Genomic DNA, 25103 nt, shown 5'->3' on the forward strand with positions numbered 1-25103 from the left:
TGCTTTTAGAGTATATGCTCTATTTTTAGTTGTTTTGTTATAAAAGCAACTGTGTGTACAGTTAATAAGGGTATGGCATTTTGCTGTTTAATTGTTTGATATTAATAGTTTAGTTCGTTATTTGCTTAGTTGGGATTAATGGGTTTTTCGACAACAGCGAGATCTTAGGAAAAGTATGAAAAAAGTTTTTTATGGCGTAATTTCTGCCATTGCATTGAGTTGTAATGTGCAAGCCGCAGCCATCGATTTTTCTGAAGCTTGGTATCAAGTCGCGCAGAAAAATGATGCGCTACAGGCAAAAAAAGAACAAGTTAAATATTCAGAAGCATTACAAGATGCAGCAAAGTCGCTGTATTTACCGAACGTCGATATTACTGGTTCGTATACTCATTTTGACAAGCCTGTCGTCGCTGAGTTACCAGCAATCGGTCTGCCTATAATAGGGGCTGTCCAATTACCAGGTGTTCCTTTAACTAATCAAAACTTTGCCCATTCGTCTTTGAATGCGGTATTACCTGTGTACACGGGTGGCCGTATTACTGCGGCGCAAGATATTCGTCAAGCACAAGTAGACGAAGCGCAAAGTAATTATAATTTAGCTACGCGCGCTACTTTTACCCAGTTAGTACAATATTACTTTGGGGTGGTGTTAGCGGAGCAAGTTTACCAAGTTCGCCTTGATGCTGTTGATGCGTTAGCCGATCACCTAAATCACGCGGTTAAATTTGAGCAGCAAGGTCAGATAGCTAAAGTCGAACGGTTAATGGCGCAAGTATCATTGGATAAAGCGCAAATTGAAGCGCAAAAAGCCCTGCGTGATTATGAAATTGCCAAACTGGCGTTAACCAAAATGCTAAAACTACAAGATTCGGTATTACCGACCACGCCGTTATTTGTCAATAACAGTGCCACATCGGTAACGCCGTATTTAAGCAAAACCTTAACGGACCATCCCGGTATGGCCATCTTAAATGCCAAACGTGATCAAGCCAAAGGCATGGTTAAAATGGCGAGTGCTAAGCACCTGCCTGAAGTCATGCTCTACGGTAATTATAATTTATATTCTGATGATTCAGTGACTGGTGAATTGTTACCAGAGTGGATGGTTGGGGTTGGGGTTCGCATTCCGATCGTGGAACGCTCGGGTACTTCACAAGAAGTGGTGGCAGCAAAAAGCTCAGTACGTCAGGTGAATTTATTGCAAATGCAAATGCAGCAAGATTTATCGATTCTGGTAGAAAAAACCTATGCTGAAATGAGTCAGGCATTGGAAGAGTATAATTCGTTGGCCTCAAGCCAAGCATTGTCAGAAGAGACTGTGGTACTGCGTCAAAAAGCGTTTAGCCAAGGGTTATCAACATCCCTAGAAATGGCGGATGCGCAATTATATGCCACTAGTATTCGCGTTCAGCGCCTGTCTGCAAGTTATAACTACGTAAAGTCGTTAGCACAATTATTATCGGTGAGTGGCGATATCGATCGCTTCATGGACTATCTACAAATCAATGGTATCGAGGTTAAGTAAATGAATAATGTTAAAAAAGGCATCATTGCGGTAGTCGTGTTAGCGGTCATCGGCTGGTTAGTATTTGAATTCAACAGTGCTTATCAACCGAAAAATATCTTGTTGCAAGGTCAAATTGAAGCAGAGCAATATAATGTGTCTTCAAAGATCCCGGGACGTATTGCCTCTGTGGATGTGAAGAAAGGCGATCAAGTTAGCCAAGGACAATTAATTTTCTCACTCGCTAGTCCTGAGTTAGACGCAAAACTGGCACAGGCAAAAGCAGGACGTTCGGCAGCCAGTGCGATGCGTGAGCAAGCTGAAACAGGGGCTCGTGAACAACAGATTATCGCCGCAAAAGATCAATGGAAAAAAGCAGAAGCGGCAGCGCTGCTGATGGAAAAAACTTATCAACGAGTTGATAATCTTTATAACGATGGGGTATTGCCAGAGCAAAGACGTGATGAAGTCTATACCCAATGGCAAGCATCGAAGTACACCCAAAATGCCGCTTACCAAGGTTATCAAATGGCCAAAGAAGGCGCTCGTAAAGAAACCAAACAAGCAGCGATCCAACAAGAACGTATGGCGGAAGGTGTGGTTGCCGAAGTGGAGTCTTATACTAAAGATACCAAACAATATGCATCTCGTGACGGTGAAGTGGTACAGATCTTATTGAAAGAAGGCGAACTTTCACCGACTGGTTTTCCTGTAGTGAGTATTGTTGATATTACCGACAGTTGGGCGGTATTTAATATCCGTGAAGATTTATTACCACGCTTGAAAAAAGGCACGTTATTAACCGCGCGTATTCCAGCATTAGGTGGTGCGACGTATCAATATCAAGTTTCGCATATTGCTGTGATGGGGGATTATGCAACGTGGCGTTCGACAGACAATGCTAAAGGTTTCGATTTACGTTCGTTTGAAATTGAAGCAAGACCGGTTGAGCCGATTGCAGATCTGCGTGTGGGTATGAGTGTATTAGTTGAGCTGACGCCGTCAGCAACTGCGCAGTAAGTTGGTTTGATGATGCGTTCATTGATTTCACAGATCAAAGCGGTTTGGCAGCGTGAGAACAAGCTGATATTGGCATCGAAATGGCAATTATCACTGGTGACTTGGCTGCCGTTAGCTTGCATGTTGCTGATATACGCTATTTTCTCGCAAGGTATTCCCCGCGATCTAGCGGTGGCGGTTGTCGATCAAGACCATAGCCGATTATCGCGTAACTTGGTGCGTTATATTGATGCTAACCCTTCACTTGCAGTGACAAGCCAATTGGTCAATCTAGCTGAAGGTAAAGACTTGATGCAGCGTGGTGAGGTATATGCGGTGGTGCATATTCCGCGTGGCTTTGAAAATCAGATCTACCTAGCGATGACGCCAGAGGTCAGCACTTTTTATAATGCCCAGTATGTATTAATTGGCAAGTTAGTATCGTCAAACATGGCGAAAACCTTTGGTACTTTCATGGCGCAAATTGATGCGGTAAAAACCTTGGCAACTGGGGGCAACCTCGCACTGATCAAAGGGACTGTGGCACCAATTTCAACCCAAGTTAATCCGCTCTATAACGTTTCAACCAACTATGTGCCTTTTCTGGTGACGGCGGCTGTGCCAGCATTATGGCAAATTTTTGTTTTAGTATCGGTACTGTTAGGGTTTGGTATGGAATACAAAAACAACACTGAAAATAGCTGGTTTCAGCACGCTGATGGGTCAGTGGTGAGTGCGGTGATCGGTAAATTATTACCTTATACCTTATTGTCTGTAGTGCATGGTTTACTGTTTTTAAGTTTCTTTTACGGTTATTTGAGTATGCCGATGCATGGCAACTGGGGGTATTTATTACTGATTTTGCTGGTGGCTGTATTAGCGGGTCAAGCTATTGCTTTGTTTATCTTTACCTTAACGATGAATCTAACCCAAGCGATTAGCATGGGCGCGGCCTATTCTGCGCCCGCATTTGCCTTTATTGGGGTAACATTCCCAGCTGAAAGCATGCCGCCGTTAGCGCAAATGTGGCGCTCGCTATTACCCATCACTCATTATATGCAGCTGCAAATTGGTCAGGTCAATTACGGTCAGAGTTTTATGGCGTTACTACCTCAATTAACCGCATTAGCATTATTTATGCTGACCTTTTTCATTGCTATTTATCGCATTAAGCGTCATCGGGATAATGCGCTTCTGATGACCAGAAGAACGTTACCAACAGGGCATGAAGATGAATAAATTTTTAGCGTTAGTGGTACTCGAAATTAAAAGTATTTTTGCCGACCGCAGTATTCTATTAACCATGTTTGGGGGCATTATCATGTACTCGATCTTGTACCCGTTGCCATATTCTCAGCAGGTCGCAAGAGATGTCGAAATTGTGGTGATTGATTATGATCGTAGTTCGGTGAGTCGTGAGCTGATCCGCATGGTGAATGCCAGCCCGGATACTCATATTGCCGGTCAGGTTGATTCGGTGCGCGATGCCGAGGCGTTAATTGAACGTGGGAAAATTAAAGGCTTTTTGATTATTCCTAAACATTTTCGTCGTGATGTATTAATGGAAAAGGCGGTGACGTTATCACTCGGTGGTGATGCGAGTTACTTTATGACTTACTCGACGATTGCTTCGGGTATTCTCAAAGCGGGTGGTACTTTATCTGCGCGGATCAAAGTTGCGAGGTTAACGGTAGATAACGAGAATATTTTGTTAGCAAAGCAGCAATGGCAACCGGCGTCGTTAAACCTACAACCGGTATTTAATCAGGTAAATGGTTACTTAGATTATGTGGTGCCAGCGGTATTTATTTTGATCTTGCAGCAAACACTGTTAATCGTCAGTGGTATTTTATCTGGCAGTCAAAATGAGCGTTCTCGAGCCAAGGAGCAGGGGTATTGGCTAACCACATCGCCAACATTATTGTTACTGGCGCGTGGTCTGGTTTTTCTGGGCTTATATCTGGTATTTAGTTTGTATTACTTTGGTTTTGCATTGGATATGTACGGGGTTAATCGACTCGCGGCAGCGTGGGATATTCTCAAGCTATTAGTGCCATTTTTGTTAGCCGTTGTCTGTCTTGGCGTGGCGTTAGGGCAATTGTATCGCCAAGCGGAAACCGCAACACAGGTGATTTTATTCAGTTCAATGCCAGTATTATTCTGCAGTGGGTTTATTTGGCCAGTGAGTGAGATCCCAACTTGGCTGGTATCGATATCGCAGCTATTCCCTAGTACCGCAGCGATTCAAGGTTTGCTGCAATTAAATCAAATGGGAGCGGATTTTGAGATGGTAAAACATTTCCAAACCCAGTTATTAATCCAAGCCGTTGGTTATGGAATATTGGCGATTATTCTACTGCATTACAAACAGCATAAATATCGATTAAATGCGGTTTAGTGTCTTTGCCTAAATAATGATGTGATTCACTCGCGTTGTGGTGATTTAGCCTCCATACTTTGCTTGTAGCAACGAGTATTTTATGGAGGCTAATATGAGTATGGCAACCAAAGTTGGGCAGTTTTTAGCTAGCCACAATATCGATTTTAGTTTAATACCACATCGCCACACGGCAAGTGCATTTAATTCTGCGTTATCGGCACACGTCCCTAGCTCGCAAGTCGCCAAAGCGGTGATCTTACGGGATATTGGTGGCGATTATTTAATGGCCGTGGTGCCTGCAAATATGCATGTATTAATTGGTGAAATTAATAGGCAAACAGGTAAGCAATATTATTTACTGGGGGAGCACGAATTAGCGACGCTGTTTCAAGATTGTGAACCAGGGGCGATACCTTCACTCGGACAGATTTATGGTATGGATATGCTGGTGGACGATATATTATTCGAACAGGAACAGCTATTTATTGAATCGGGCGATCACATGAATTTGATTAATTTAGATAAACGCCAGTTTGGTAAAGCGATGGGCAGTATGCCGCATAGCCATATTAGCGGATATAGCTTTAAAGAAGGACCATTGTATGAACGTCGTGATATTTAAATTAAATAGATGATAAATAAAATGGGAGCCATATTTGGCTCCCATTTTATTATCTATGAATTAACTTTATCATTAAATATTAGCTTGCTGGTGATGTTGGATTGCCTTGTAGATGCAAGTCTAATTGTGGATAAGGGATGGCGATACCTGCGGTATCAAGCGCAAGTTTAAGCTCTTCTTGCATGCTGAAATAAGCACCCCAATAATCGCTAGTCTTAACCCAAGGGCGTACTGCGAAGTTAACCGATGAATCGGCTAACTCTAGAATTCCCACTGTGTGTGCTGGATCTTCTAGGGTAAATTCATTGTTGTTGATCACAGCAATTAAGAGCGCTTTAGTCTGCTTAATATCGGCATCATACGATACGCCAATAACAAGATCTAAACGGCGTTTACCTAATGCTGAATAGTTAGTAATTGTACCATCCATGATTGCTGCATTTGGTGCAATAACCACTTTATTATCAGGGGTGACTAAACGTGTCGAGAAGATAGTAATTTCATCAACGGTACCTGACACACCAGCGGCTTCGATGTAATCACCGATACGACAAGGGCGGAAGATAACCATTAATACACCTGCAGCAAAGTTTGATAATGAACCTTGCAGTGCTAAACCAACGGCTAAACCGGCGGCACCAACAACAGCAACCAGTGATGCGGTTTGCACACCAAACTGGCTTAGCGTGGCGATGACCGTGAAGGCAAATACGACTCCCCATGCCATATTACTGACAAACGAGGCGACAGTTTTATCAATATTACGTTTTATCAATAAACCCGCGGTTATTTTTTTCATTAGGTTGGCAAGGTATTTACCAACAGTAAAGATAACCAGCGCAAGTAGTATTTTAGTACCGTAAATCGCCGCAAGCTCAGGGGCTTGTTCGAGTAGTTTTTGAAGATATTCCATGGATAAATCCCTATCATTTAGAGTGTTGAATATGCGTATACTTGCATCGGCTATTCTAGACTATATTAGTCAGTCTTTTTTAATATGTTACATTATTTCTAATCAGTGACAAAGCACAGTCAAATTAACTCTTTAAAACATTTATTTCGATAATTATATACGCACAATAAAAATCCAGTATTAGCGTTAAGCGAATACTGGATTTGTGGGGTTAAACTATCTTTTTAGCAAATATTATCGAATCTCTATTTACGCCATACTCCCCATTGTCCTGTGGTGCCAGGTTCTTCACCTTTCGTCCACCATTGTGCGGTCCAAGTTGCGCCGTTATGAGTGACTTTATCATCTTTGACATAAGTACTACCAACTTGCCAATCATCGTCACTCACTGCATCACTAACAACCGTCACGGTACGTTTATTGGTGATGGTTTGCTGATTATCCTGACCGTAAGATAAGGTGTAAGCGAGCTCATATTCACCAACAACACTGGTATCAACTTCTCCTGCTACAGTGATATTGGCAGTAAGATCGCCTTGCGTTGGATGGTTGGCACTAACGTCTTGCATGGGATCAAACGGACTACCAATAACAATGCTAGTATCGGTGATACCAACAAAGCTCGGTAATAGCTCGTATACAGTGACCTTACGACCTTGATTTGCGGTTTCATCATCACTGCTGACGCTGTAAGTTAATAAGTAGTCACCGACTTGATTAGTCTCAACACTGCCCGTGACGGCTACATCTGCCGTGATATCGTTACCTTGATAGTCTTTTGCGCTGATCCCGGTTAATGGGTCAAAGCTGCTGTTGAGCTCGACACGAGCATCGACAATACCCGACAAGCTAGGGGTCATATCTGTCACTGGTGGCAATTGATTATGAATAAAATTGCCATAATCTTTAATAAATTGTTGATTGTAGCTATTGTTCGCCGCGTCTGTTCCCATATCCCAGTTGATTGACCACGTCATCACGCCACGTAACGGTTGACCTTGGGCTTTTAAACGCTCAAAAGCGTTATATAAATCTTGTGGATCTTTAATGTAACCGGTCGCAGCAGCATTGATATTCGCAGGTAGCCCGAACACCAGTTTGTCATGTGGGATCTTATGGAAATTACGCGTACCGTTAATCAAAGAGTCGGCAATGTAGTAAATAAACTCTTCTTTTAACTCGTCATTGTTTTGTGCTATCCAGCCGACGCCTTCAATCCACAGACCATCGCCACCTTGATTGTAGAACTGCGGATTAATAAAATCATAATAGCCCTCAAGTCCGGTGAGGTAGGGGGTATAAGCGCCATTGGCTGTTAAATAGGGGAACTCTGGCGCCATGGTGATCATAAAGTTTTCACCCGTTTTACGGTAATGATCTTTCACCATTTTTAATGCGGCCGGAATAACAAGCTGATTATCTTTTGCGGTGATGGCGGCTTGCTCTAAATCAATATCGAGACCATCAAAGCCGTATAGATCAGTCAGTCTAATAATTTCTGCCGCTAACGCATCTTCATCACCACGAGTTAATTCGATATGAGCATCAGCACCACCAAGGGCGATTAATACACTGCGACCTTGACTGTTAAGGGTATTAATTTGGGCGATAAACTCTGCTTCACTAAGACCAATCGTTGGGTCGAGTTTAAAGGTTGGAATACGGCCGTCGGCAGTATCGTAAACTTTCATGAATGAAATATTGACGACGTTGTATTGCGGGTTTACTGCTTCAAGTTCAACACAGGGCGCGTTACCTCCTAGATAACCACGACCGTCACACCAATTGTGCCAGTAACCAACGACCACGTTATCATCTTGTGACGTGATTGTTCCTGCAATCGCTGCTGTTGAACATAAGCCAGTGAAAATGGCTGCTGAAAGTATTGATTTTAGCTTCATAAACATTCCCTAAATTAAAGGTGTGACTCAATGACACATCCTATCTCATTGTTAATATTACGATTAAACTACAATGAAATTTATAGTGATTAGAGTGGGGTTGTACACAGTACTTTTTTTTATGTTCTAAAGAATAATGCCTACTGCAATATTATGAGCAGGATCCAGATAAATGGTCTAAATCAAATCCCTTAATCGGCATTTGTTTTTAAGGCTTTGTTTTATAATATTTTTTTTGTATCCGTAGCGCGTTATCAAGTAAATAGGGGGGCATTTTGGGTGGCTCATACAGAGAAATAGAATGGTGGCGGGAGAGGTAATACCAGATAATTATTATTGAGCTAATAAAAAGCCCAAGTCGAATAAATCGCTTGGGCTTTTAGTATTAACGAAAGCTTAAACTATTTTTTGCTTTGTGCTTTCAAATCTAATTTCTTCTCTAAATAATGGATGTTAGTGCCACCATTTTGGAAGTTTTCATCATTCAAGATTTCTAGATGTAATGGGATATTAGTTTTAATACCATCAATCACCATCTCGCTTAATGCATTACGCATTCTGGCGATAGCTACGTCACGATTTTCACCGTAAGTGATTAACTTACCGATCATTGAATCGTAATGCGGTGGTACTTTATAACCGGCATATACATGCGATTCCCAACGTACACCAAAACCGCCAGCGGCATGGAAGCGTTTGATCTGACCAGGACTTGGAATAAATGTCTCTGGATCTTCGGCATTAATACGACATTCGATTGAATGACCCGTTAAACGCACTTCATCTTGAGATATCGTTAATGGCATACCCGCAGCAACACGTAGCTGTGCTTTGATTAAATCAATGCCAGTTACCATTTCTGTGATGGTGTGTTCAACTTGAATACGGGTATTCATTTCGATGAAATAGAATTCGCCATTTTCATAAAGAAATTCGAACGTACCTGCGCCACGATAGTTAATATCAACACAGGCACGACTACAGCGTTCACCAATATGGCGACGTAGATCAGCGGTAATACCCGGTGCTGGTGCTTCTTCAACAACTTTTTGGTGACGACGTTGTAGTGAACAATCACGTTCGCCAAGGTGGATCGCGCTACCTTGACCATCAGCCAGTACTTGCACTTCGATGTGACGCGGGTTTTCTAGGAATTTCTCCATGTAAACCATGTCATTACCAAAGAATGAACCTGCTTCATTACGTGTTAACGCAATTGAATCAAGTAGATCTGCTTCTTCATGAACCACACGCATACCACGACCACCACCGCCACCGGCAGCTTTAATAATGATCGGGTAACCGATGCGCTTAGCAATTTTCTTATTACGTTGTGCGTCAGTATCAAGTGGACCATCAGAACCTGGTACACAAGGTACACCGGCTTTTTTCATTGCCGCAATCGCAGATACTTTATCGCCCATTAGACGAATCGTTTCAGCTTTAGGACCGATGAAAATAAAACCTGAGTGTTCAACCTGTTCAGCAAAATCAGCGTTTTCAGCTAAGAAACCATAACCCGGGTGAACGGCAACCGCGCCCGTGATCTCTGCTGCGCTTAAGATTGCTGGTACATTTAAATAACTGTCTACAGCCGCAGGTTTACCAATACAAACTGTCTCGTCAGCTAATAATACGTGTTTTAATTCACGATCTGCTGTTGAGTGTACTGCAACCGTCTTAATGCCTAATTCTTTACAAGCACGCAGAATACGTAATGCAATTTCGCCGCGATTGGCGATAACAACTTTATCCAACATTGGAAACTCCGTAGTTATTCAATGATGAAAAGAGGTTCATCAAACTCAATAGCTTGACCGTCTGTTGCTAGGATAGCTTTCACTACGCCGGCTTTATCTGATTCGATTTGGTTCATCATTTTCATTGCTTCTAAGATACACAGGGTATCGCCAACATTAACAGTTTGGCCAATCGCAACAAAAGGTGCAGCGCCTGGAGATACTGCATTATAGAAAGTACCAACCATAGGAGAACGAACTTGATGGCCAACTGCTTCTACTGGTGCAGCTTCAACCGCTGCCGCTGGAACTGGTGCCGCCACAGGTGCCGCTACAGGCGCCGCTGCATACTGCATTTGTGCTGGTGCTGCAGTACTGCTAAAACGATTGATTCGTACCGATTCTTCACCTTCAGAAATTTCTAATTCTGCAATGCCAGATTCTTCAACTAGTTCAATCAGTTTTTTAATTTTACGGATGTCCATAATAATCTCTTTTATTTGTTGTTAGTTTGCTTCAGCTGTTTGACAGCAGAAAGCAGTGCAAATTCATAACCATCAGCACCTAATCCACAAATAACGCCTTTAGCGACATCTGACAGATAAGAATGATGACGAAATTGTTCTCGTGCGTGTACATTAGAGAGGTGTACTTCGATAAATGGGATTGAAACCCCTAATAATGCATCTCTAATTGCAACGCTGGTATGCGTATATGCTGCAGGGTTGATAATGATAAAATCAGTATTACCCATCGCGGCATGAATATGATTTATGAGCTCGTGTTCTGCGTTAGATTGTTCATGGCGCAAATCAATAGCATGCTCAGTTGCAACATCGGTCAAATGTTCTACAATGTCACTAAGTGTTTGATAGCCGTAAGTCTCAGGTTCTCTTTTACCTAAAAGATTCAGATTCGGTCCGTTGAGTAACAATATTCTGGATTTGTGCGACATATTGCTTCCATTGTCTGGTAAAATGACACTAACTCCGCAAATAAAGCCTGCATAGCTAGTCTTTCTGAAAACTCCAATTATAGATGATTATAAAATACAATTGTTGCTAATTCTCTACACATTATATGATTTTCGGAGAATATAACAGCATTTGACTGGTCTTATCTGATATTTTATTAAAGTTTACACTCTAAGTAAAACCTAGCGCACATTAGCAATTGACTGAATTTCAGTGAGTTTGTTGCGGGGATTTAAAAGCAAAAAATCGATGTAACTAAGGCAAAAGTTACACCGATAAAGGTTAATTAAGTGATAGCGGGTAATTTCCCACTAGCGTATTTTATTTCAAGCTTCTTGCTTCTCAGCAATTAAGGTATCAACCACACTAGGATCTGCCAATGTTGAGGTATCGCCTAGTGTATCCGTGTCATCGGTAGCTACCTTACGTAGGATACGACGCATGATCTTACCTGAACGGGTTTTTGGTAATGCTTGGGTCCAATGTAAAGTATCCGGCGTTGCAATCGCGCCAATCTCAGTTCTCACCCATTGTTTGACTTCTGCTAGCAAGGCTTCATCAGCTTCTTCACCCGCATTCAGTGTGACATAAGCATAAATGCCTTGGCCTTTAATATCATGCGGTACACCAACGACGGCGGCTTCGGCAATTTTACTGTGAGCCACTAAGGCACTTTCAATTTCAGCTGTGCCCATACGATGACCTGATACATTCAGTACGTCATCGACACGCCCAGTGATCCAATAATAACCATCGATATCACGTTTGGCGCCATCACCCGTGCAGTACATATTCGGGAATGTTGAGAAATAGGCTTCTTCAAAGCGACTTTCATCGCCATAAATACCGCGCATTTGACCTGGCCAAGAATCTAAGATAACTAAGTTACCCTCATTCTCACCATCGAGGATATTACCTTCATTATCAACCAGCGCTGGACTTACTCCAAAGAATGGGCGTGTTGCCGAGCCTGGTTTAAGACTTGTCGCACCAGGTAGTGGCGTAATTAAGATGCCACCGGTTTCGGTCTGCCACCAAGTATCGACAATCGGTGTTGATGCATTGCCGATAGTATTGTAATACCACTGCCATGCTTCAGGATTAATGGGTTCACCCACTGAACCCATTAAGCGTAATGAGGTACGCTTGGTGCCTTTAATGGCATCGTCACCTTTCGCCATGAGTGCGCGAATGGCTGTTGGTGCAGTATAAAGTGTTGTCACTTGATGTTTATCTACCACTTGGCTCATGCGTGCGGTATCAGGATAATTTGGCACACCTTCGAACAATACCGTCGTTGCGGCATTGGCCATCGGTCCATAAACTAAATAGCTGTGACCGGTGATCCAACCAACATCGGCTGTACACCAGAATATGTCGGAGTCTTGATGATCAAAGACATATTTGAAAGTCATGGTGGCATAAACCAGGTAACCACCTGTGGTGTGTAATACACCTTTTGGTTTACCGGTAGAGCCAGAAGTATAAAGGATGAATAATGGGTCTTCGGCATTCATTGCTTCTGGAACACATTCACTCGGCTGGTCTTTGACAACATCATGCCACCAAAGGTCTCGGCCTTCATGCCAATCGATGTCAGCATTGGTACGTGCAAAGACGATGACGTTATCAACCGTGGTCACTTGTGGTTTGGCTAAGGCGGTATCGACGCAGTCTTTAAGGCGAGTAATACGGCCTGCGCGTACCCCTTCATCTGCGGTGATGACTAATTTAGCGCCACAGTTATCAATGCGATCGGCAAGTGCTTCTGCGGAGAAACCGGCAAATACAATCGTGTGCACAGCGCCAATACGAGTACAAGCAAGCATGGCAATAGCTGCTTCTGGCACCATTGGCATATATAAACAAACAACATCGCCTTTTTTAATGCCTTGGGCTTTTAATGCATTAGAAAATTGGCAGACTTTTTCATACACGTCCTGATAAGTTAATTTTTCAGAATCTTCAGGATTATCGCCTTCCCAAATTATGGCTGTTTTGTTGGCGTTATCTTTTAAGTGGCGGTCAAGGCAGTTGGCTGAGACATTGAGTTGGCCATCTTGGAACCATTTAATGTCGACACTACCAGGTTGGAAACTGGTGCTTTTCACTTGGCTATAAGGTTTGATCCAATCAACGATGTGGCCTTGTTCACCCCAAAATGCTTCCGGATCGGTAATTGAATGCTTGTACATAGCTTGATAAGCATTGTCATTTAATAAACTGTTTTGCGCAAATTCTGCAGGTACCGGATATAGTTTAGTGTCGCTCATTGTTCTTCCTTAATAGTATTTAATTCCTTGTCCACGTCTTGATGTAATGTCCGTTTATACACGTTTATAGTTACATCTGCTGTTAATAAAAATGGCATGACAACCAAAAACACGCAATACGACTTTAGTATTAACGGTGTTTTTTTGTGATGATTTGGCTTTAATTAGCGCTTTATATTTATTAATTTAGCGCTACATCATAGTAATAGTTTGATTAACATAGCGTATATCTATCACCAAGGGCGTAGAATACGGAGCAATTATTGGACTGATATTTTACTATTTAGGGATTTAATATGCGCGTTGCACTGCCATCATCAATATGGATGGGATTTTATTATGCTTTTTTCTTTGGCGTATTTGGTATTCTGCTGCCGTTCTGGTCGCTGTGGCTAAAAGGCGAGGGGATCTCTACTGAGATGATCGGTAGTATGCTGGCATTTGCTCTCGTAGCGCGTTCTGCTGGGGCGTTATTATTGACCCGAAATTTAGTCTCTACCGCTTCCTTATTAACTCGGGTACAACGATTAAGCCTTACTGCGATGGTGGCCTTTGGCGGTTTTTATCTGCTTGATAACGTTTATGCGATCTTTTTGTTAGTCATTTTAACCAATTTTATCTTTTCACCCTTAATGGCCTTAGGGGAGACAATTGGCGCGAAGTTAGTGCGCTACAATAATATGGACTATGGCAAAGTGCGTTTGTGGGGCTCGATTGGTTTTATGCTGTCGAGTGCATTAACCGGATTTTTGGTCGAAAAATTTGATCATAAAGTTATTTTACTGTCGATTATTGTCGGATTAGGGATCTTATTTTTCCTCACCATCACGCCAGCCAAAAATATGCCTGAAGGTGAAACAGCAGCCAGTAAACCGAGTTCTGGTATCTTGACCATATTAAAGCGTCCGGCATTTTGGCCATTTTTAGCGATCACCTCACTATTGCAGGGCGCACATGCGGCTTATTATGGTTTTGGTGCGGTGTACTGGCAAGATATCGGTATTAGTGAGACTTATATCGGTTATTTTTGGAGTATGGGTGTGGTCGGGGAAATCTTCTTCTTGGCTTTTGGTAAGCGCTTCTTTGGTAAAGTCAGTATTGCGACCATGTTTGTGATTGCTGCGGCTGGTAGCGTGCTTCGTTGGACCACATTAGGCTACGCTGTTGATGTGGCACCAATCATGTTGTCACAGTTATTACATGGGGTAACATTTGGGGTCGCGCACATGGCATCAATGCGCTACATGGCCGAATGTGTAAACGAAGAAGATGCGGTCGCGACACAATCGATCTATGCAGCACTGCCGTTTAGTTTAGCTATTGCTATGTTGACCTTTGTATCGGGACTGTTTTATCCGCTCGTCAAAGCTGATATCTTTATTTATATGGCGTTAGCGGTACTTCCGGTGTTTTTACTTTCCCGCAGTAAGCATATTTAACGGGTGATATCGGTGATATAAATGCAAGCCACAATGTGGATGTTGTGGCTTTAAGCTATTTATCTAGTAATAACATTATTGAGTCATAAACGTTTGTGTCATCGGAGGGTAACACAATCCCGCCACTGCACAACCTTGATAATGGATGGTCACTTCACTTGCCGGGGCTAAACCTGAAACTGGCACTGATAGCATCAATTGGTACTCAAAAATTTCGACATCGCCAAAATATTCATCATGGTATTCTTTACTTGCGGGCAAGCCTTGGATTGGATACTCATTACCATTAATGGTGACGCGCAGTTTATTCTTATATAAATAATAGCCATCGCTAATTTGCCAAAATACATTGAGATTATCGGCTTGCTGCAGTTGTGAATAAACAAAGGCAGCGTCGCCAGGTAAGAAGGCTGGCGTACTCTGTTGTTTATTTGCAAATAGGCTAAAATTATTATTAGCATGTACTGGTATTGCTGTTTGCAAGACTAGGCTGCTGGCTAATAATAGAGTTGATTTCACGTTCATTTTTTCCAACTTTATTGCGTTTTAGTTGTCTGAGTTATTATGTCTGCTACTTAATATTATGGACTATCTATTCAGCGCGAGCTTGAAAACTGGGTTTACGCCCTTATGTTACTTTATATCATCACTGTTTTGCGCGTATTTTTTGGATAACATTTTTTAAATACTATTTTAGATAAGTGAGTGACAAGGCTATTCCTTGTTAAGCTGTCTACTCCAACTATATTTTTGAGAGGTTAATGTGTTAGGTCGTTTATTTTTTCTATTTACTGCGATGACATTAATTGAAGTGTATGTCCTGATGTCGATAGGCTCGTTATTAGGTGCAGAACTGACTATTGGTATTATTATTTTAACGGCGTTGGCGGGATCGTATTTAGTACGCAGTCAAGGCGTGCAAACGGTGCAAAAATTACAAGCTCGTTTAGCCGCGGGTGAAGCGCCGGGACAAGAAATTGTTGAAGGTATTATGCTACTTGTGTGTGGTGTATTACTGGTTACCCCTGGTTTTGTGACTGATGGGTTAGGTTTATTAGTACTTACACCACAAATTCGTGGTCGTTTAGCCAAAGCAATTATCGCTCAGTATAAAGATCGTATTATTCCACAATCGACGTTTACCGGTAATGCCCAAGGCTTTCACTACTCATCAAGCCACTCATCACCATTTCAACAACCGCCGGGCTCGTCTCATAGCGCTAAAAATGACGGTGCTATAGAAGGTGACTTTGTTGAAATAGACAAAGATGACAATAAGCTTAATTAATAGTCGATAAACAAATACATAGCAAAAGGCGAGATCGAAAGATCACGCCTTTTTTGATCTTGCTTGGCTGGATATAACTTATACTACTCCGCTATTGGTAAGCATCGTACAGCTATGCTATTTATTAGAGATTAGAAATGTGAAGATACGCAGTAACGACTAAATTATTGCGCATAGTTGCTAGCCGTGATGGCTGGCGTTGTAGCTAAGGATATAGAATGACTGGACAAGCAGTACCAACAATAACAGATGAGCTACAGGCCATCAGTCATACAGGGAAAGTGATTTTGGTCGGTTCCGGTCCTGGTGATCCGGATTTATTAACCGTTAAAGCATTGCGCTTACTGCAACAAGCGCAGGTGGTTGTACATGACCGTTTAGTGTCAGATGAGATCATTGCGTTAATCCATCCGGATGCGGAATGTTTTTTTGTCGGTAAGCAAGCGGGTAATCATTGTGTTCCACAAAGTGGTATTAACGACCTGCTGGTTAAGCTCGCCTTGCAAGGTAAACAAGTGATCCGGCTTAAAGGTGGTGATCCGTTTATTTTTGGTCGTGGTGGTGAAGAGCTAGAAGCATTATTACCGTTTAACATACCGTTTGAAGTGGTGCCGGGTATTACTGCTGCATCTGGTTGTGCTGCATACGCAGGGATCCCGCTGACGCACCGAGATCATACCCAAGGTGTGCAGTTTATTACCGGACATTTAAAAGATGACGCCCATCAGCTAGATTGGCCGTTACTCGGTAAAGCGACCCATACATTGGTGTTTTATATGGGCTTAACCCAGAGTGGTGGTATTGCCAGTAACCTTATCAAGCACGGCATGGATAAGGATATGCCGGTGGCGATTGTAGAAAAAGGCACCAGTAAGCAGCAGCGAACCTTGCAAGGATCGTTAAAGGATCTTGGCGATCTTGCCGCGCAAGCTGAAAGTCCGTCACTGATTATTATTGGTGGTGTTACTCAGTTAGCGAGTAAACTTGACTGGTTTAGTGCCACACTGAAAATCACTAAATAGCGTTATAGTGCCGCTAGTCGACAGGGGTTATGCAGATACTATCTTGCTATAACCCCGATCAATTTAACCTAAACTTTGATAGCCACGTACAAATAGACGCACAGAACGTTGTAAATAATGATTAATTTCCTGCTCTGATAACGACTCTGCAATATTAAACTCTAACCGTGTCCACTGCTCACCTTTGATGATCGCCAGTAATTGAATTGCCGCTTCACGGCAGTCTTCGATATCCAGCTCACCGCGGCGATGATACTCAGCCAAACAATTGGCTAATTTGTCGATAACAAACAGCGGACCCGCTTCAAAAAATAACCGTGACAAGTGCGGATGCGCAAGGCATTCTGCTGCACAGGTTCGGTGCACAGCCATTGAATCTGTTGACGTGATCATGGCAAAAAAGCGCTGTGCGAATAACGTCAATGTTGATTCAACCGGTCCTAAATTCTCGGGTAACAGTTCTGTTACGCCCAATTGCTCACACTTATAGCTAATCGCAGTAATAAATAACTCATCTTTATTACCAAAGTGACTGTAGACCGTTTGTTTAGAAACCCCTGCTAATTTTGCGATCAATTCCATACTGGTGGCTGCGTAGCCATGCTGAGTAAACTGCACTGTTGCCGCATCCAGCATTTGGTTACGCTTTACTTCACTCTTTGTTCTTGGCTTTTTCATATTACTTATACCGCTAGTAGTTCGAACATACAGCCTTGCTATTAAATGTTATATATGTGTTAATACAATTAAAGTGGACTGTACGGTCTAGTTTGATTTAACTGTTTTTGTAGGTAGACTGGTGAGTCTAGTTTATAAAGGGTCGAAACGAAAGGATTGCGTTGGATAGCACGCAAGAAAGGGATATTCACTATGATTATAAAGAGTTACCTAACAGGTTCGTATGCTAAATCAGCACAGTGGTTAAGTGTAGTGCTAACGGTGGTCGGATTGCAAGCATGTAGTAAGGTTGTTGCAGATGAAACACCGACAGCATCACATTATCTACAGGCAAGTAGTGAGCAATTAACTCAGCAAGATAGCTATCAGGTTGAAAATAAGTTTGTCGGCAAGGTGATTGCTCAGCAAGATGCAAACTTGGGTTTTGAATTTGCGGGCATTATTAAAACGCTGCATGTGATTGAAGGTCAGCAAGTAACTAAAGGGCAATTACTGGCAGAGCTTAATACCCAGTTGTTGTTAATTGAACGTAACCAGTTGGAAGCACAGTTGCAGCAAGGACAAGCCGAGTTTGATTTGATCCAAGCAAACTTAACGCGTTTAAGTTCGCTGAGTGAGCGTGGTTTTACCTCAGAGCAAAAAATCGATGAGCTGTCGTCGAAAAAACGTGTTATTGCGGCCAATATTCGCAGTACCTTATCGGCATTAGAAGCAAGCCAGTACCGTATTGATAAATCAAAACTATTAGCGCCGTTTGCGGGCATTGTTAGCAGCCGCCAAATAGCACAAGGTGAAGTAATTGCCGCGGGCACCACCGCTTTTCGATTGTTACAAACGGGCTCGTCAGAGGTTGTCGTTGGTATCCCAGCCAGTTTTATCAAGCAGCTTAGAGGCAAGGATCATCAACTTGAGATCGCCGGTATCAACTATAATGCGGCATTGTTGAGCATGGGTAATGAGGTCAACAGTGTTACTCGTACAATTAGTTTACGTTTTTCAATCGCGGATAATAGTCCTGTTTATAACGGCCAATTGGCTTACCTTTCCTTATCTCAAGAGTACCCGCAACCGGGCTATTGGGTCCCGTTAAGTGCGATCACCGATGGTGTGCGCGGTATGTGGAATATCTACACCCTAGAGCAAGATATCGCCCTGCGCGATCTTGATGCTCAACAATCCTCAGCATTATTTCAACTGAAAAGTACTACCGTGACGGTATTGCATGCCACTGAAACGGCTGCTTATGTACAAGGCGATCTCAAAAATAATCAAGCTTATGTCAATGCGGGGATCCACCGTTTCGTGCCAGGGCAGGTCGTCACCCTGAGCCATCAGCAAGCCTTCGCCAATAAACCTCTGGATACAGCGACACTGGAGAATAAAATATGATCAAGGCGTTTACTGAAAATAATCGTCTAATGGCATTGCTGATTATTTTACTCATTGTGGCAGGTCTTGGTTCGCTGGCTACATTGCCACGCACAGAAGATCCAAGGATCATCAATCGGAACGCGAGCGTGTTGACGATATTGCCGGGTGCCAGTGCTGAACGCGTCGAAGCTTTAGTCACCGAAAAAATCGAACAGAAGTTACGTAAACTGGCTGATATTAAGCGTATTACCTCTACATCACGGCCTGGTATTTCCATCGTTCAGCTGAAATTACACGATACCATTACCGATACTGTGCCAGTGTGGTCTCGGGTGCGAGATCTGCTTAATGATGTTACTCGCGAATTACCGCCTGCGGCTATAGCGCCACGCTTAGAAGATGATCGCGGTTATGCCTATACCCAATTGATTGCCGTTAAATGGCAGGGTGACAGTGAGGTTGATTTAACCACGTTAGGCCGTTACGGCAAAGAATTACAAAATCAGTTGAAGGTGGTCGCGGGTACCGATATTGTTAGTTTATTTGGTCGCGGTGAAGAACAAATATTGGTAGAAATAGATAAACATTTAGCGGCGAATCTATCGTTATCGACACAAGCTATTTCCAACATTATTTTAGCTGCTGATGCCAAAGTATCGGCGGGGAATATCATTAATGATTATAACCAGATGCAGATTGAAGTGGCGGGATCATTCGACTCTGTGGATCGGATCCGTCAGATCCCATTACTTAATGACAGTAACGGTGGTGTGGTACGGGTCGGTGATATTGCTCAGATAAGTAAAAAATTACAGTGGCCAGCAAAAGAGATTGCGCTTGTTGATGGTCAATATGCGGTGGTGGTATCAATACGTATGTTACCTAATTTACGCATTGATAAATGGAGTGCGGAAGTGGATAGAGTAGTTGCTGGCTTTAACCTGCAATTACCAGCTTCATTAACCACCGAAGTATTGTTTGACCAATCTCAGTACACCGAAGACAGGCTGCAAGGTCTGGTAGAAAACATCTTGATTGGTTTCTCGCTGATCGCGATGGTGCTATTCGTGACTTTAGGTTGGCGCGCTGCGTTAATCGTCACCTTATCCTTACCGCTAACGGTATTATTTACCTTAACCGTGATGAATTATTATGGTTTACCGATCCACCAAATGTCGGTAACGGGATTAGTCGTGGCATTGGGTATCATGGTGGATAATGCGATTGTGATGGCGGATACCATCCAGCAGCGTCGCCAGCAGGGTTTAAGTGCCAGTGTTGCAGTTCAAGGTGCAATAAAACATTTATGGCTGCCGCTATTAGGCTCGACGTTAACCACGATATTGGCCTTTATGCCGATTGTGATGATGCCGGGTCCATCGGGTGAGTTCGTCAGTGGTATTGCGTTAAGCGTGATCTTTGCGTTAATAGGCTCGTATTTAGTTTCACATACTATCGTTGCTGGTTTATCGGGGCAATTTCTGACAGGTAATGCCCAAGGTGAAACAGCACGACCAATGACTTGGTATAATAATGGCATTGAGCTAGCGGGTTTAGCCAACATTTTTCGCCAATCGCTGGTACTGGTATTAGCCCGACCTAAATTGAGCATTGGTTTGGTGTTTATCTTACCCTTGAGCGGTTTTATCCTCGCTAAACATTTGGATGAACAGTTCTTTCCGACATCGGATCGTGACATGTTTCATATCGAATTATTTATGCCCGTGCAAACCAGCATTGTTGCCACTGAGGCCATGACCAACACCATTAGTGATTTGTTAGCCCAGCAGCAAGGCATCAGTAAAGTGCGTTGGTTTATTGGTAATAATGCCCCGTCTTTTTACTATAATTTAATGCCCAATAAAGACGGTGCTCAATATTATGCCCAAGCGATGGTGACGGGTGATAGTTTTCAACGTATCAATGAGTTAGTGCCAGCATTACAAATATTACTCGATGATGCGATACCCCAAGCACAGATATTAGTGCGTAAGTTAGAGCAAGGCCCTCCTTTTAAAGCGCCAATAGAATTACGCCTGTTTGGTCCTAATCTCGATACCTTAAAAACCTTGGGTGATGAAGCAAGACGGATCTTAATTGGCACGGATAACGTGATCCATACGCGTGCCACCATCCAACCTGGATTACCCAAAATATGGCTGAAAATTAACAAAGATGTCAGTCAATTAGCAGGTTTAACCCTGACCGATGTAGCGACACAATTACAATCAACCTTGCATGGCACGGTAAATGGCTCGATTATCGAAGCGACGGAATCGATACCGGTACGTGTCCGTATTGCTAATGAACAGCGTAGTAGTTTATCTGATTTAGCCAACATCAGTCTGAGCTCGCCGCAATCTCAAGGCAGTATTCCGCTGGTGGCATTAACAGAGCTAGCCTTAAGCCCAAGTCGTGGTGCGATCCCACATCGGAATGGTGTACGGGTTAATACGGTGGAAGGCTATTTAGCCGCTGGGGTATTACCATCAACGGTTCTTAGTGAATTTTCGGCACGCTTAGCCCGTGAAAATTTTGTATTACCGCCGGGGTACCGGATGGAATTTGGTGGTGAATCAGCAAAACGTAATGATGCGGTGGGTAATTTGTTAGCCAGTGTTGGCGTGATCATGATGTTACTGATTATTGTCGTGGTGCTGTCATTTAACTCATTCCGCTTGGGGGGAGTTATTGTATTGTCTGCGATCCAATCTGTCGGTTTAGGGTTATTCAGTGTATATGTGTTTAATTATCCGTTTGGTTTTATGGTGATAGTTGGTTTGCTCGGCCTGATGGGGTTAGCCATTAATGCGGCGATTGTTATTTTAGCCGAATTAAAATCAGACCCGCAAGCAGTCGCTGGCGATACCGATGCAATTATCAATGCCATTACCAGTTGTACGCGCCATATCTCGTCAACGACAATCACCACAGTCGGTGGTTTTTTACCGTTAATCTTAGCGGGTGGTGGTTTCTGGCCACCATTTGCCATTGCTATCGCTGGTGGCACGGTATTAACAACGTTATTATCGTTTTACTTCGTACCAGCAATGTTTATTTTAATGAGTCGTCAAAAAGCCTTTGAAGCAACGGAAATAGTGGCAGGATAATCGCCACTGTTGTCTTGCAGAGATGTAGCACTGATATCGATATAAAAAATCCCCGTGGTTGCGATAACCACGGACATTTTTGTTCTTATTTATAGTTAAACAATGAAATAGTTAAACCGCTTTAGCGAAACGTTGCGCGGTGTATTTTGGATTCATTAAGTTTTCAATAGAGAAAATTTCGTCTAATTCTGCCGCAGATAATAAGCCACGCTCTAATACCACCTCACGTACGCTCTTACCTGTTTCTGCGCAGATCTTACCGATAGTATCGCCTTCATGATGGCCAATGAAAGGGTTTAAGTAAGTGATAATACCGATCGAATTTAATACGAAATCCTGACACACTTTACGGTTAGCGGTAATGCCTTTAATGCATTTGTTCTGCAGAGAGAAACAGGCATTTTCTAATAATGTTAATGATTCAAATAAGCACTGACCAATCACAGGTTCCATTACGTTTAACTGTAATTGACCGGCTTCTGCAGCCATGGTGATGGTGATGTCGTTACCACATACTTTAAACGCCACTTGGTTCACTACTTCTGGAATAACGGGGTTTACTTTAGCGGGCATGATTGAAGATCCGGCCTGCATTTCGGGTAGGTTAATTTCGTTTAAACCAGTACGTGGGCCTGAAGACAGTAGGCGTAGATCATTACAGATCTTAGATAATTTAACCGCGAAACGTTTTAATGCACTCGATAGCATTACGTAAGCACCACAGTCAGATGTCGCTTCAACGAGATCTTCAGCGGGCACAAATGCATGACCGGTGATCTCTGCCAGTTTCGCAATGGCTAATTTTGAATAACCGGTCGGGGTATTTAAACCGGTACCAATAGCTGTCGCGCCTAAGTTAACTTCGAGCAGTAACTCTTGGCAACGTTTAATGCTTTTAATTTCTTCTCGCAGAGTAATTCCAAACGCGCGGAACTCTTGGCCTAAGGTCATTGGCACTGCGTCTTGTAATTGGGTACGACCCATTTTTAAAACATCATTAAACTCTTCTGATTTAGTTAAGAAGGTTTCGCTTAATGAAGTTAATGCCGCTAATACCGCATTGGTGCGTTCGAATAAGGCAACACGAAAGCCTGTAGGGTAGGCATCGTTGGTACTTTGACTTTTATTAACATGATCATTGGGATTGATGTGAGCATAAGCGCCTTTACTGTGTCCCATTTGCTCTAAGGCAATATTCGCGATCACTTCATTGGTATTCATGTTTACTGACGTGCCCGCACCACCTTGGAAGGCATCAATCGGAAATTGATTGTAGAAGTGGTCGGTAGCCAGCAATATGTCACAAGCGTTAACAATCGCATCGCTGATGTCTGCTGGGATCGTCCCCAAAATACCATTGGCTAATGCTGCTGCTTTCTTGGTTTTCACCATGCCACGTACAAATTCAGGACAGTCACCGATCTTCTCATTACTGATGCGGAAATTTTCCATCGCCCTTAATGTATGAATACCGTAATACGCTTGAGCAGGTATTTTTTTAACACCTAATAAATCAGTTTCTAAACGGGTTTCTTGAGTAAAATCGGTTGCTAATACTGTCATTAGTACACTCTGCTATATGATCTAAACGTAGGAAGGAAAACAAATTTACGTGAGGATAATACGTTGTATTTTTGTTAATAAAACGGGTTTAGATCACCTTTTTAAACAAAATTTTAAAGCTACTAGATATATTTTTATTGGGCTTAAGAAACAGCAAGTTTGGTGGATTATTAGTGAACATTTTATCTCTAAACGGGTTATTTGTTGGTTAATCCATTTAACACGGGTGAAGTCGCTAAATCGATAGGCTGTTAAGCAGGTTTTTCGCTGCGTAATTCACTCCGCAGTTCTAGCTGTAATTGCTGGGAATAATGTATAGCGATGAGAGGTTAGATCAACATTAAATCGTGAACTGGTAAAAAGGCATAAGGATTAACATGTTAATGAGGAAACTTAGCTTTAAGAGTCGATGATAATATCACGAATCTGGCTTTAAGTTATTGATTTATACTATTACTGTTTATTTTTCAATGACTTAATTTTAAGTTTGTCTTTGAGGTTGCTTTTTGGTGTTGGTTAATTATGCAGGTTGTGAGTGAGTGATGATCTATGTCAATGTTTGTGAGCGGCTTAAAATAAAAGCATTATGCCAAGATTGTTTTTATGGTAATTTCATCTTTACAGTTATTTACGGTCATTTACGAATGTTTACACTGAGATGCCGCTAGTTTTTGGAGAAATGAAACCCTAATGAAAATGACTATTAAGATTAAGTTAATTGCAACCGTGTGCGTTGCATTATTGGCTGTATGCAGCTTCTTTATTATCAGCATGTTGAACATTGAAAAGTCCGTGCTGGAACAGGAAAAACAGAATGTCAGCACCAAGGTAGAGGATACAATTAAACATAACCTGTTAGGACAGGTTGATACAATCACGTTATCTCTGTCAGGGCTCTATGAAGATTCTAAAGAAGAAAATATAAAAGCAGCATTACGTACCGAGATCTCGACGTTTAAGCAGGCTATCAATAAGACGTATGAGGCCAGTGCTTCGCTAGAAGAAGCTCGGTTGAAGATCTTTGCTTTCATTAATAACTATCAGTGGGGTAATGGCCGCTATATCTTCGCCTACGATGCCGATACCATTGCGTATGTGGCGCATGGGCACAATCCTAAGGTTATAGGGCAAAACAGCCATGATGCGACTGATAAAAAAGGTATCTTCTATGCCCAAAATATTGTTGCTGCGGCTAAGAGGCAGGAGATCGGTTTTAGCCGTTATTCTTTTTTTAATCCTGAGACCCAAACGGTGGAAGATAAACTATCGGTATCATTTTATTTTAAACCGCTAAATATTGTTGTCGCTACTGGCGAATATATTAGTA

General features: G+C 42.4%; 20 protein-coding genes. 11 read left to right on the forward strand and 9 right to left on the reverse strand.

Annotated elements, in window-relative coordinates; all coding sequences use genetic code 11:
• The first annotated feature begins 175 nt into the window (after positions 1-175).
• From QNK26_RS18175 to QNK26_RS18195, 5 genes are all read left to right on the forward strand, one after another.
• Entirely contained in the window at positions 176-1525 is a 1350-nt protein-coding gene (locus tag QNK26_RS18175; protein ID WP_319225494.1) for a TolC family protein, read from the forward strand.
• On the forward strand, positions 1526-2524 hold the full coding sequence (locus QNK26_RS18180; RefSeq protein ID WP_319225496.1) for an HlyD family secretion protein: 999 nt from the start codon (positions 1526-1528) through the stop codon (positions 2522-2524).
• A 9-nt stretch (positions 2525-2533) separates the two neighbouring features.
• On the forward strand, positions 2534-3742 hold the full coding sequence (locus QNK26_RS18185; protein ID WP_319225498.1) for an ABC transporter permease: 1209 nt from the start codon (positions 2534-2536) through the stop codon (positions 3740-3742).
• On the forward strand, positions 3735-4901 hold the full coding sequence (locus QNK26_RS18190; protein ID WP_319225499.1) for an ABC transporter permease: 1167 nt from the start codon (positions 3735-3737) through the stop codon (positions 4899-4901). The genes QNK26_RS18185 and QNK26_RS18190 overlap by 8 nt, the downstream gene beginning before the upstream one ends.
• Positions 4902-4995: 94 nt before the next feature.
• A complete protein-coding gene (locus QNK26_RS18195; protein WP_319225501.1) occupies positions 4996-5505 on the forward strand; it encodes a YbaK/EbsC family protein in 510 nt (169 codons plus the stop codon).
• A gap of 79 nt (positions 5506-5584) precedes the next feature.
• Here QNK26_RS18195 and QNK26_RS18200 read toward each other — a convergent pair whose 3' ends face one another.
• The 6 genes from QNK26_RS18200 to acs form a co-directional block, all read right to left on the reverse strand.
• Complete coding sequence (locus QNK26_RS18200) at positions 5585-6418, reverse strand: mechanosensitive ion channel family protein (protein WP_319225503.1); 834 nt, start codon at positions 6416-6418, stop codon at positions 5585-5587.
• A 245-nt stretch (positions 6419-6663) separates the two neighbouring features.
• Entirely contained in the window at positions 6664-8319 is a 1656-nt protein-coding gene (locus QNK26_RS18205; protein WP_319225505.1) for an immunoglobulin-like domain-containing protein, read from the reverse strand.
• Between the two features lie 401 nt (positions 8320-8720).
• Positions 8721-10079 carry an acetyl-CoA carboxylase biotin carboxylase subunit gene (accC, locus tag QNK26_RS18210; protein ID WP_319225507.1) on the reverse strand — a complete coding sequence of 453 codons (1359 nt, stop codon included), beginning with the start codon at positions 10077-10079 and terminating at the stop codon, positions 8721-8723.
• Positions 10080-10093: 14 nt separating this feature from the next.
• The gene (gene accB / locus QNK26_RS18215) at positions 10094-10543 is read right to left on the reverse strand and encodes an acetyl-CoA carboxylase biotin carboxyl carrier protein (RefSeq protein WP_319225509.1); all 450 of its coding nucleotides are present in this window, start codon (positions 10541-10543) and stop codon (positions 10094-10096) included.
• Between the two features lie 11 nt (positions 10544-10554).
• Positions 10555-11013, reverse strand: a complete 459-nt coding sequence (gene aroQ / locus QNK26_RS18220; protein ID WP_319225511.1) for a type II 3-dehydroquinate dehydratase — start codon at positions 11011-11013, stop codon at positions 10555-10557.
• Positions 11014-11358: 345 nt separating this feature from the next.
• Positions 11359-13305, reverse strand: a complete 1947-nt coding sequence (gene acs / locus QNK26_RS18225; RefSeq protein ID WP_319225512.1) for an acetate--CoA ligase — start codon at positions 13303-13305, stop codon at positions 11359-11361.
• Between the two features lie 296 nt (positions 13306-13601).
• On the opposite strand from acs, the gene QNK26_RS18230 reads away from it, so the two are divergent.
• Positions 13602-14744 carry a 3-phenylpropionate MFS transporter gene (locus tag QNK26_RS18230; RefSeq protein ID WP_319225513.1) on the forward strand — a complete coding sequence of 381 codons (1143 nt, stop codon included), beginning with the start codon at positions 13602-13604 and terminating at the stop codon, positions 14742-14744.
• Positions 14745-14819: 75 nt separating this feature from the next.
• Here QNK26_RS18230 and QNK26_RS18235 read toward each other — a convergent pair whose 3' ends face one another.
• Positions 14820-15269, reverse strand: coding sequence for a protein-disulfide reductase DsbD domain-containing protein (locus QNK26_RS18235; RefSeq protein ID WP_319225514.1), 450 nt, complete (start codon positions 15267-15269; stop codon positions 14820-14822).
• Between the two features lie 238 nt (positions 15270-15507).
• Here QNK26_RS18235 and QNK26_RS18240 point away from each other — a divergent pair, with 238 nt between their 5' ends.
• Complete coding sequence (locus QNK26_RS18240; RefSeq protein WP_319225516.1) at positions 15508-16032, forward strand: FxsA family protein; 525 nt, start codon at positions 15508-15510, stop codon at positions 16030-16032.
• Positions 16033-16250: 218 nt separating this feature from the next.
• On the forward strand, positions 16251-17054 hold the full coding sequence (cobA, locus tag QNK26_RS18245) for a uroporphyrinogen-III C-methyltransferase (protein ID WP_319225517.1): 804 nt from the start codon (positions 16251-16253) through the stop codon (positions 17052-17054).
• Between the two features lie 63 nt (positions 17055-17117).
• Here the strand turns inward: cobA and QNK26_RS18250 are convergent, their stop codons facing one another.
• Positions 17118-17732, reverse strand: a complete 615-nt coding sequence (locus QNK26_RS18250; RefSeq protein WP_319225519.1) for a TetR/AcrR family transcriptional regulator — start codon at positions 17730-17732, stop codon at positions 17118-17120.
• A gap of 192 nt (positions 17733-17924) precedes the next feature.
• On the opposite strand from QNK26_RS18250, the gene QNK26_RS18255 reads away from it, so the two are divergent.
• Together QNK26_RS18255 and QNK26_RS18260 are read left to right on the forward strand one after the other, a co-directional pair.
• Positions 17925-19121, forward strand: coding sequence for an efflux RND transporter periplasmic adaptor subunit (locus QNK26_RS18255; RefSeq protein WP_319225520.1), 1197 nt, complete (start codon positions 17925-17927; stop codon positions 19119-19121).
• Positions 19118-22213 (forward strand): efflux RND transporter permease subunit, encoded by a 3096-nt coding sequence (locus QNK26_RS18260; RefSeq protein WP_319225521.1) that lies wholly within the window; start codon positions 19118-19120, stop codon positions 22211-22213. Before QNK26_RS18255 ends, QNK26_RS18260 begins: the two co-directional genes overlap by 4 nt.
• Positions 22214-22324: 111 nt before the next feature.
• Here the strand turns inward: QNK26_RS18260 and aspA are convergent, their stop codons facing one another.
• Entirely contained in the window at positions 22325-23776 is a 1452-nt protein-coding gene (gene aspA, locus QNK26_RS18265; protein WP_319225523.1) for an aspartate ammonia-lyase, read from the reverse strand.
• Positions 23777-24466: 690 nt separating this feature from the next.
• Here aspA and QNK26_RS18270 point away from each other — a divergent pair.
• The coding region (locus tag QNK26_RS18270) for a cache domain-containing protein (protein ID WP_319225524.1) at positions 24467-25103 on the forward strand (637 nt) is incomplete at its 3' end.

This window comes from Moritella sp. (genome assembly GCF_033791185.1).
Lineage (GTDB): Bacteria > Pseudomonadota > Gammaproteobacteria > Enterobacterales > Moritellaceae > Moritella.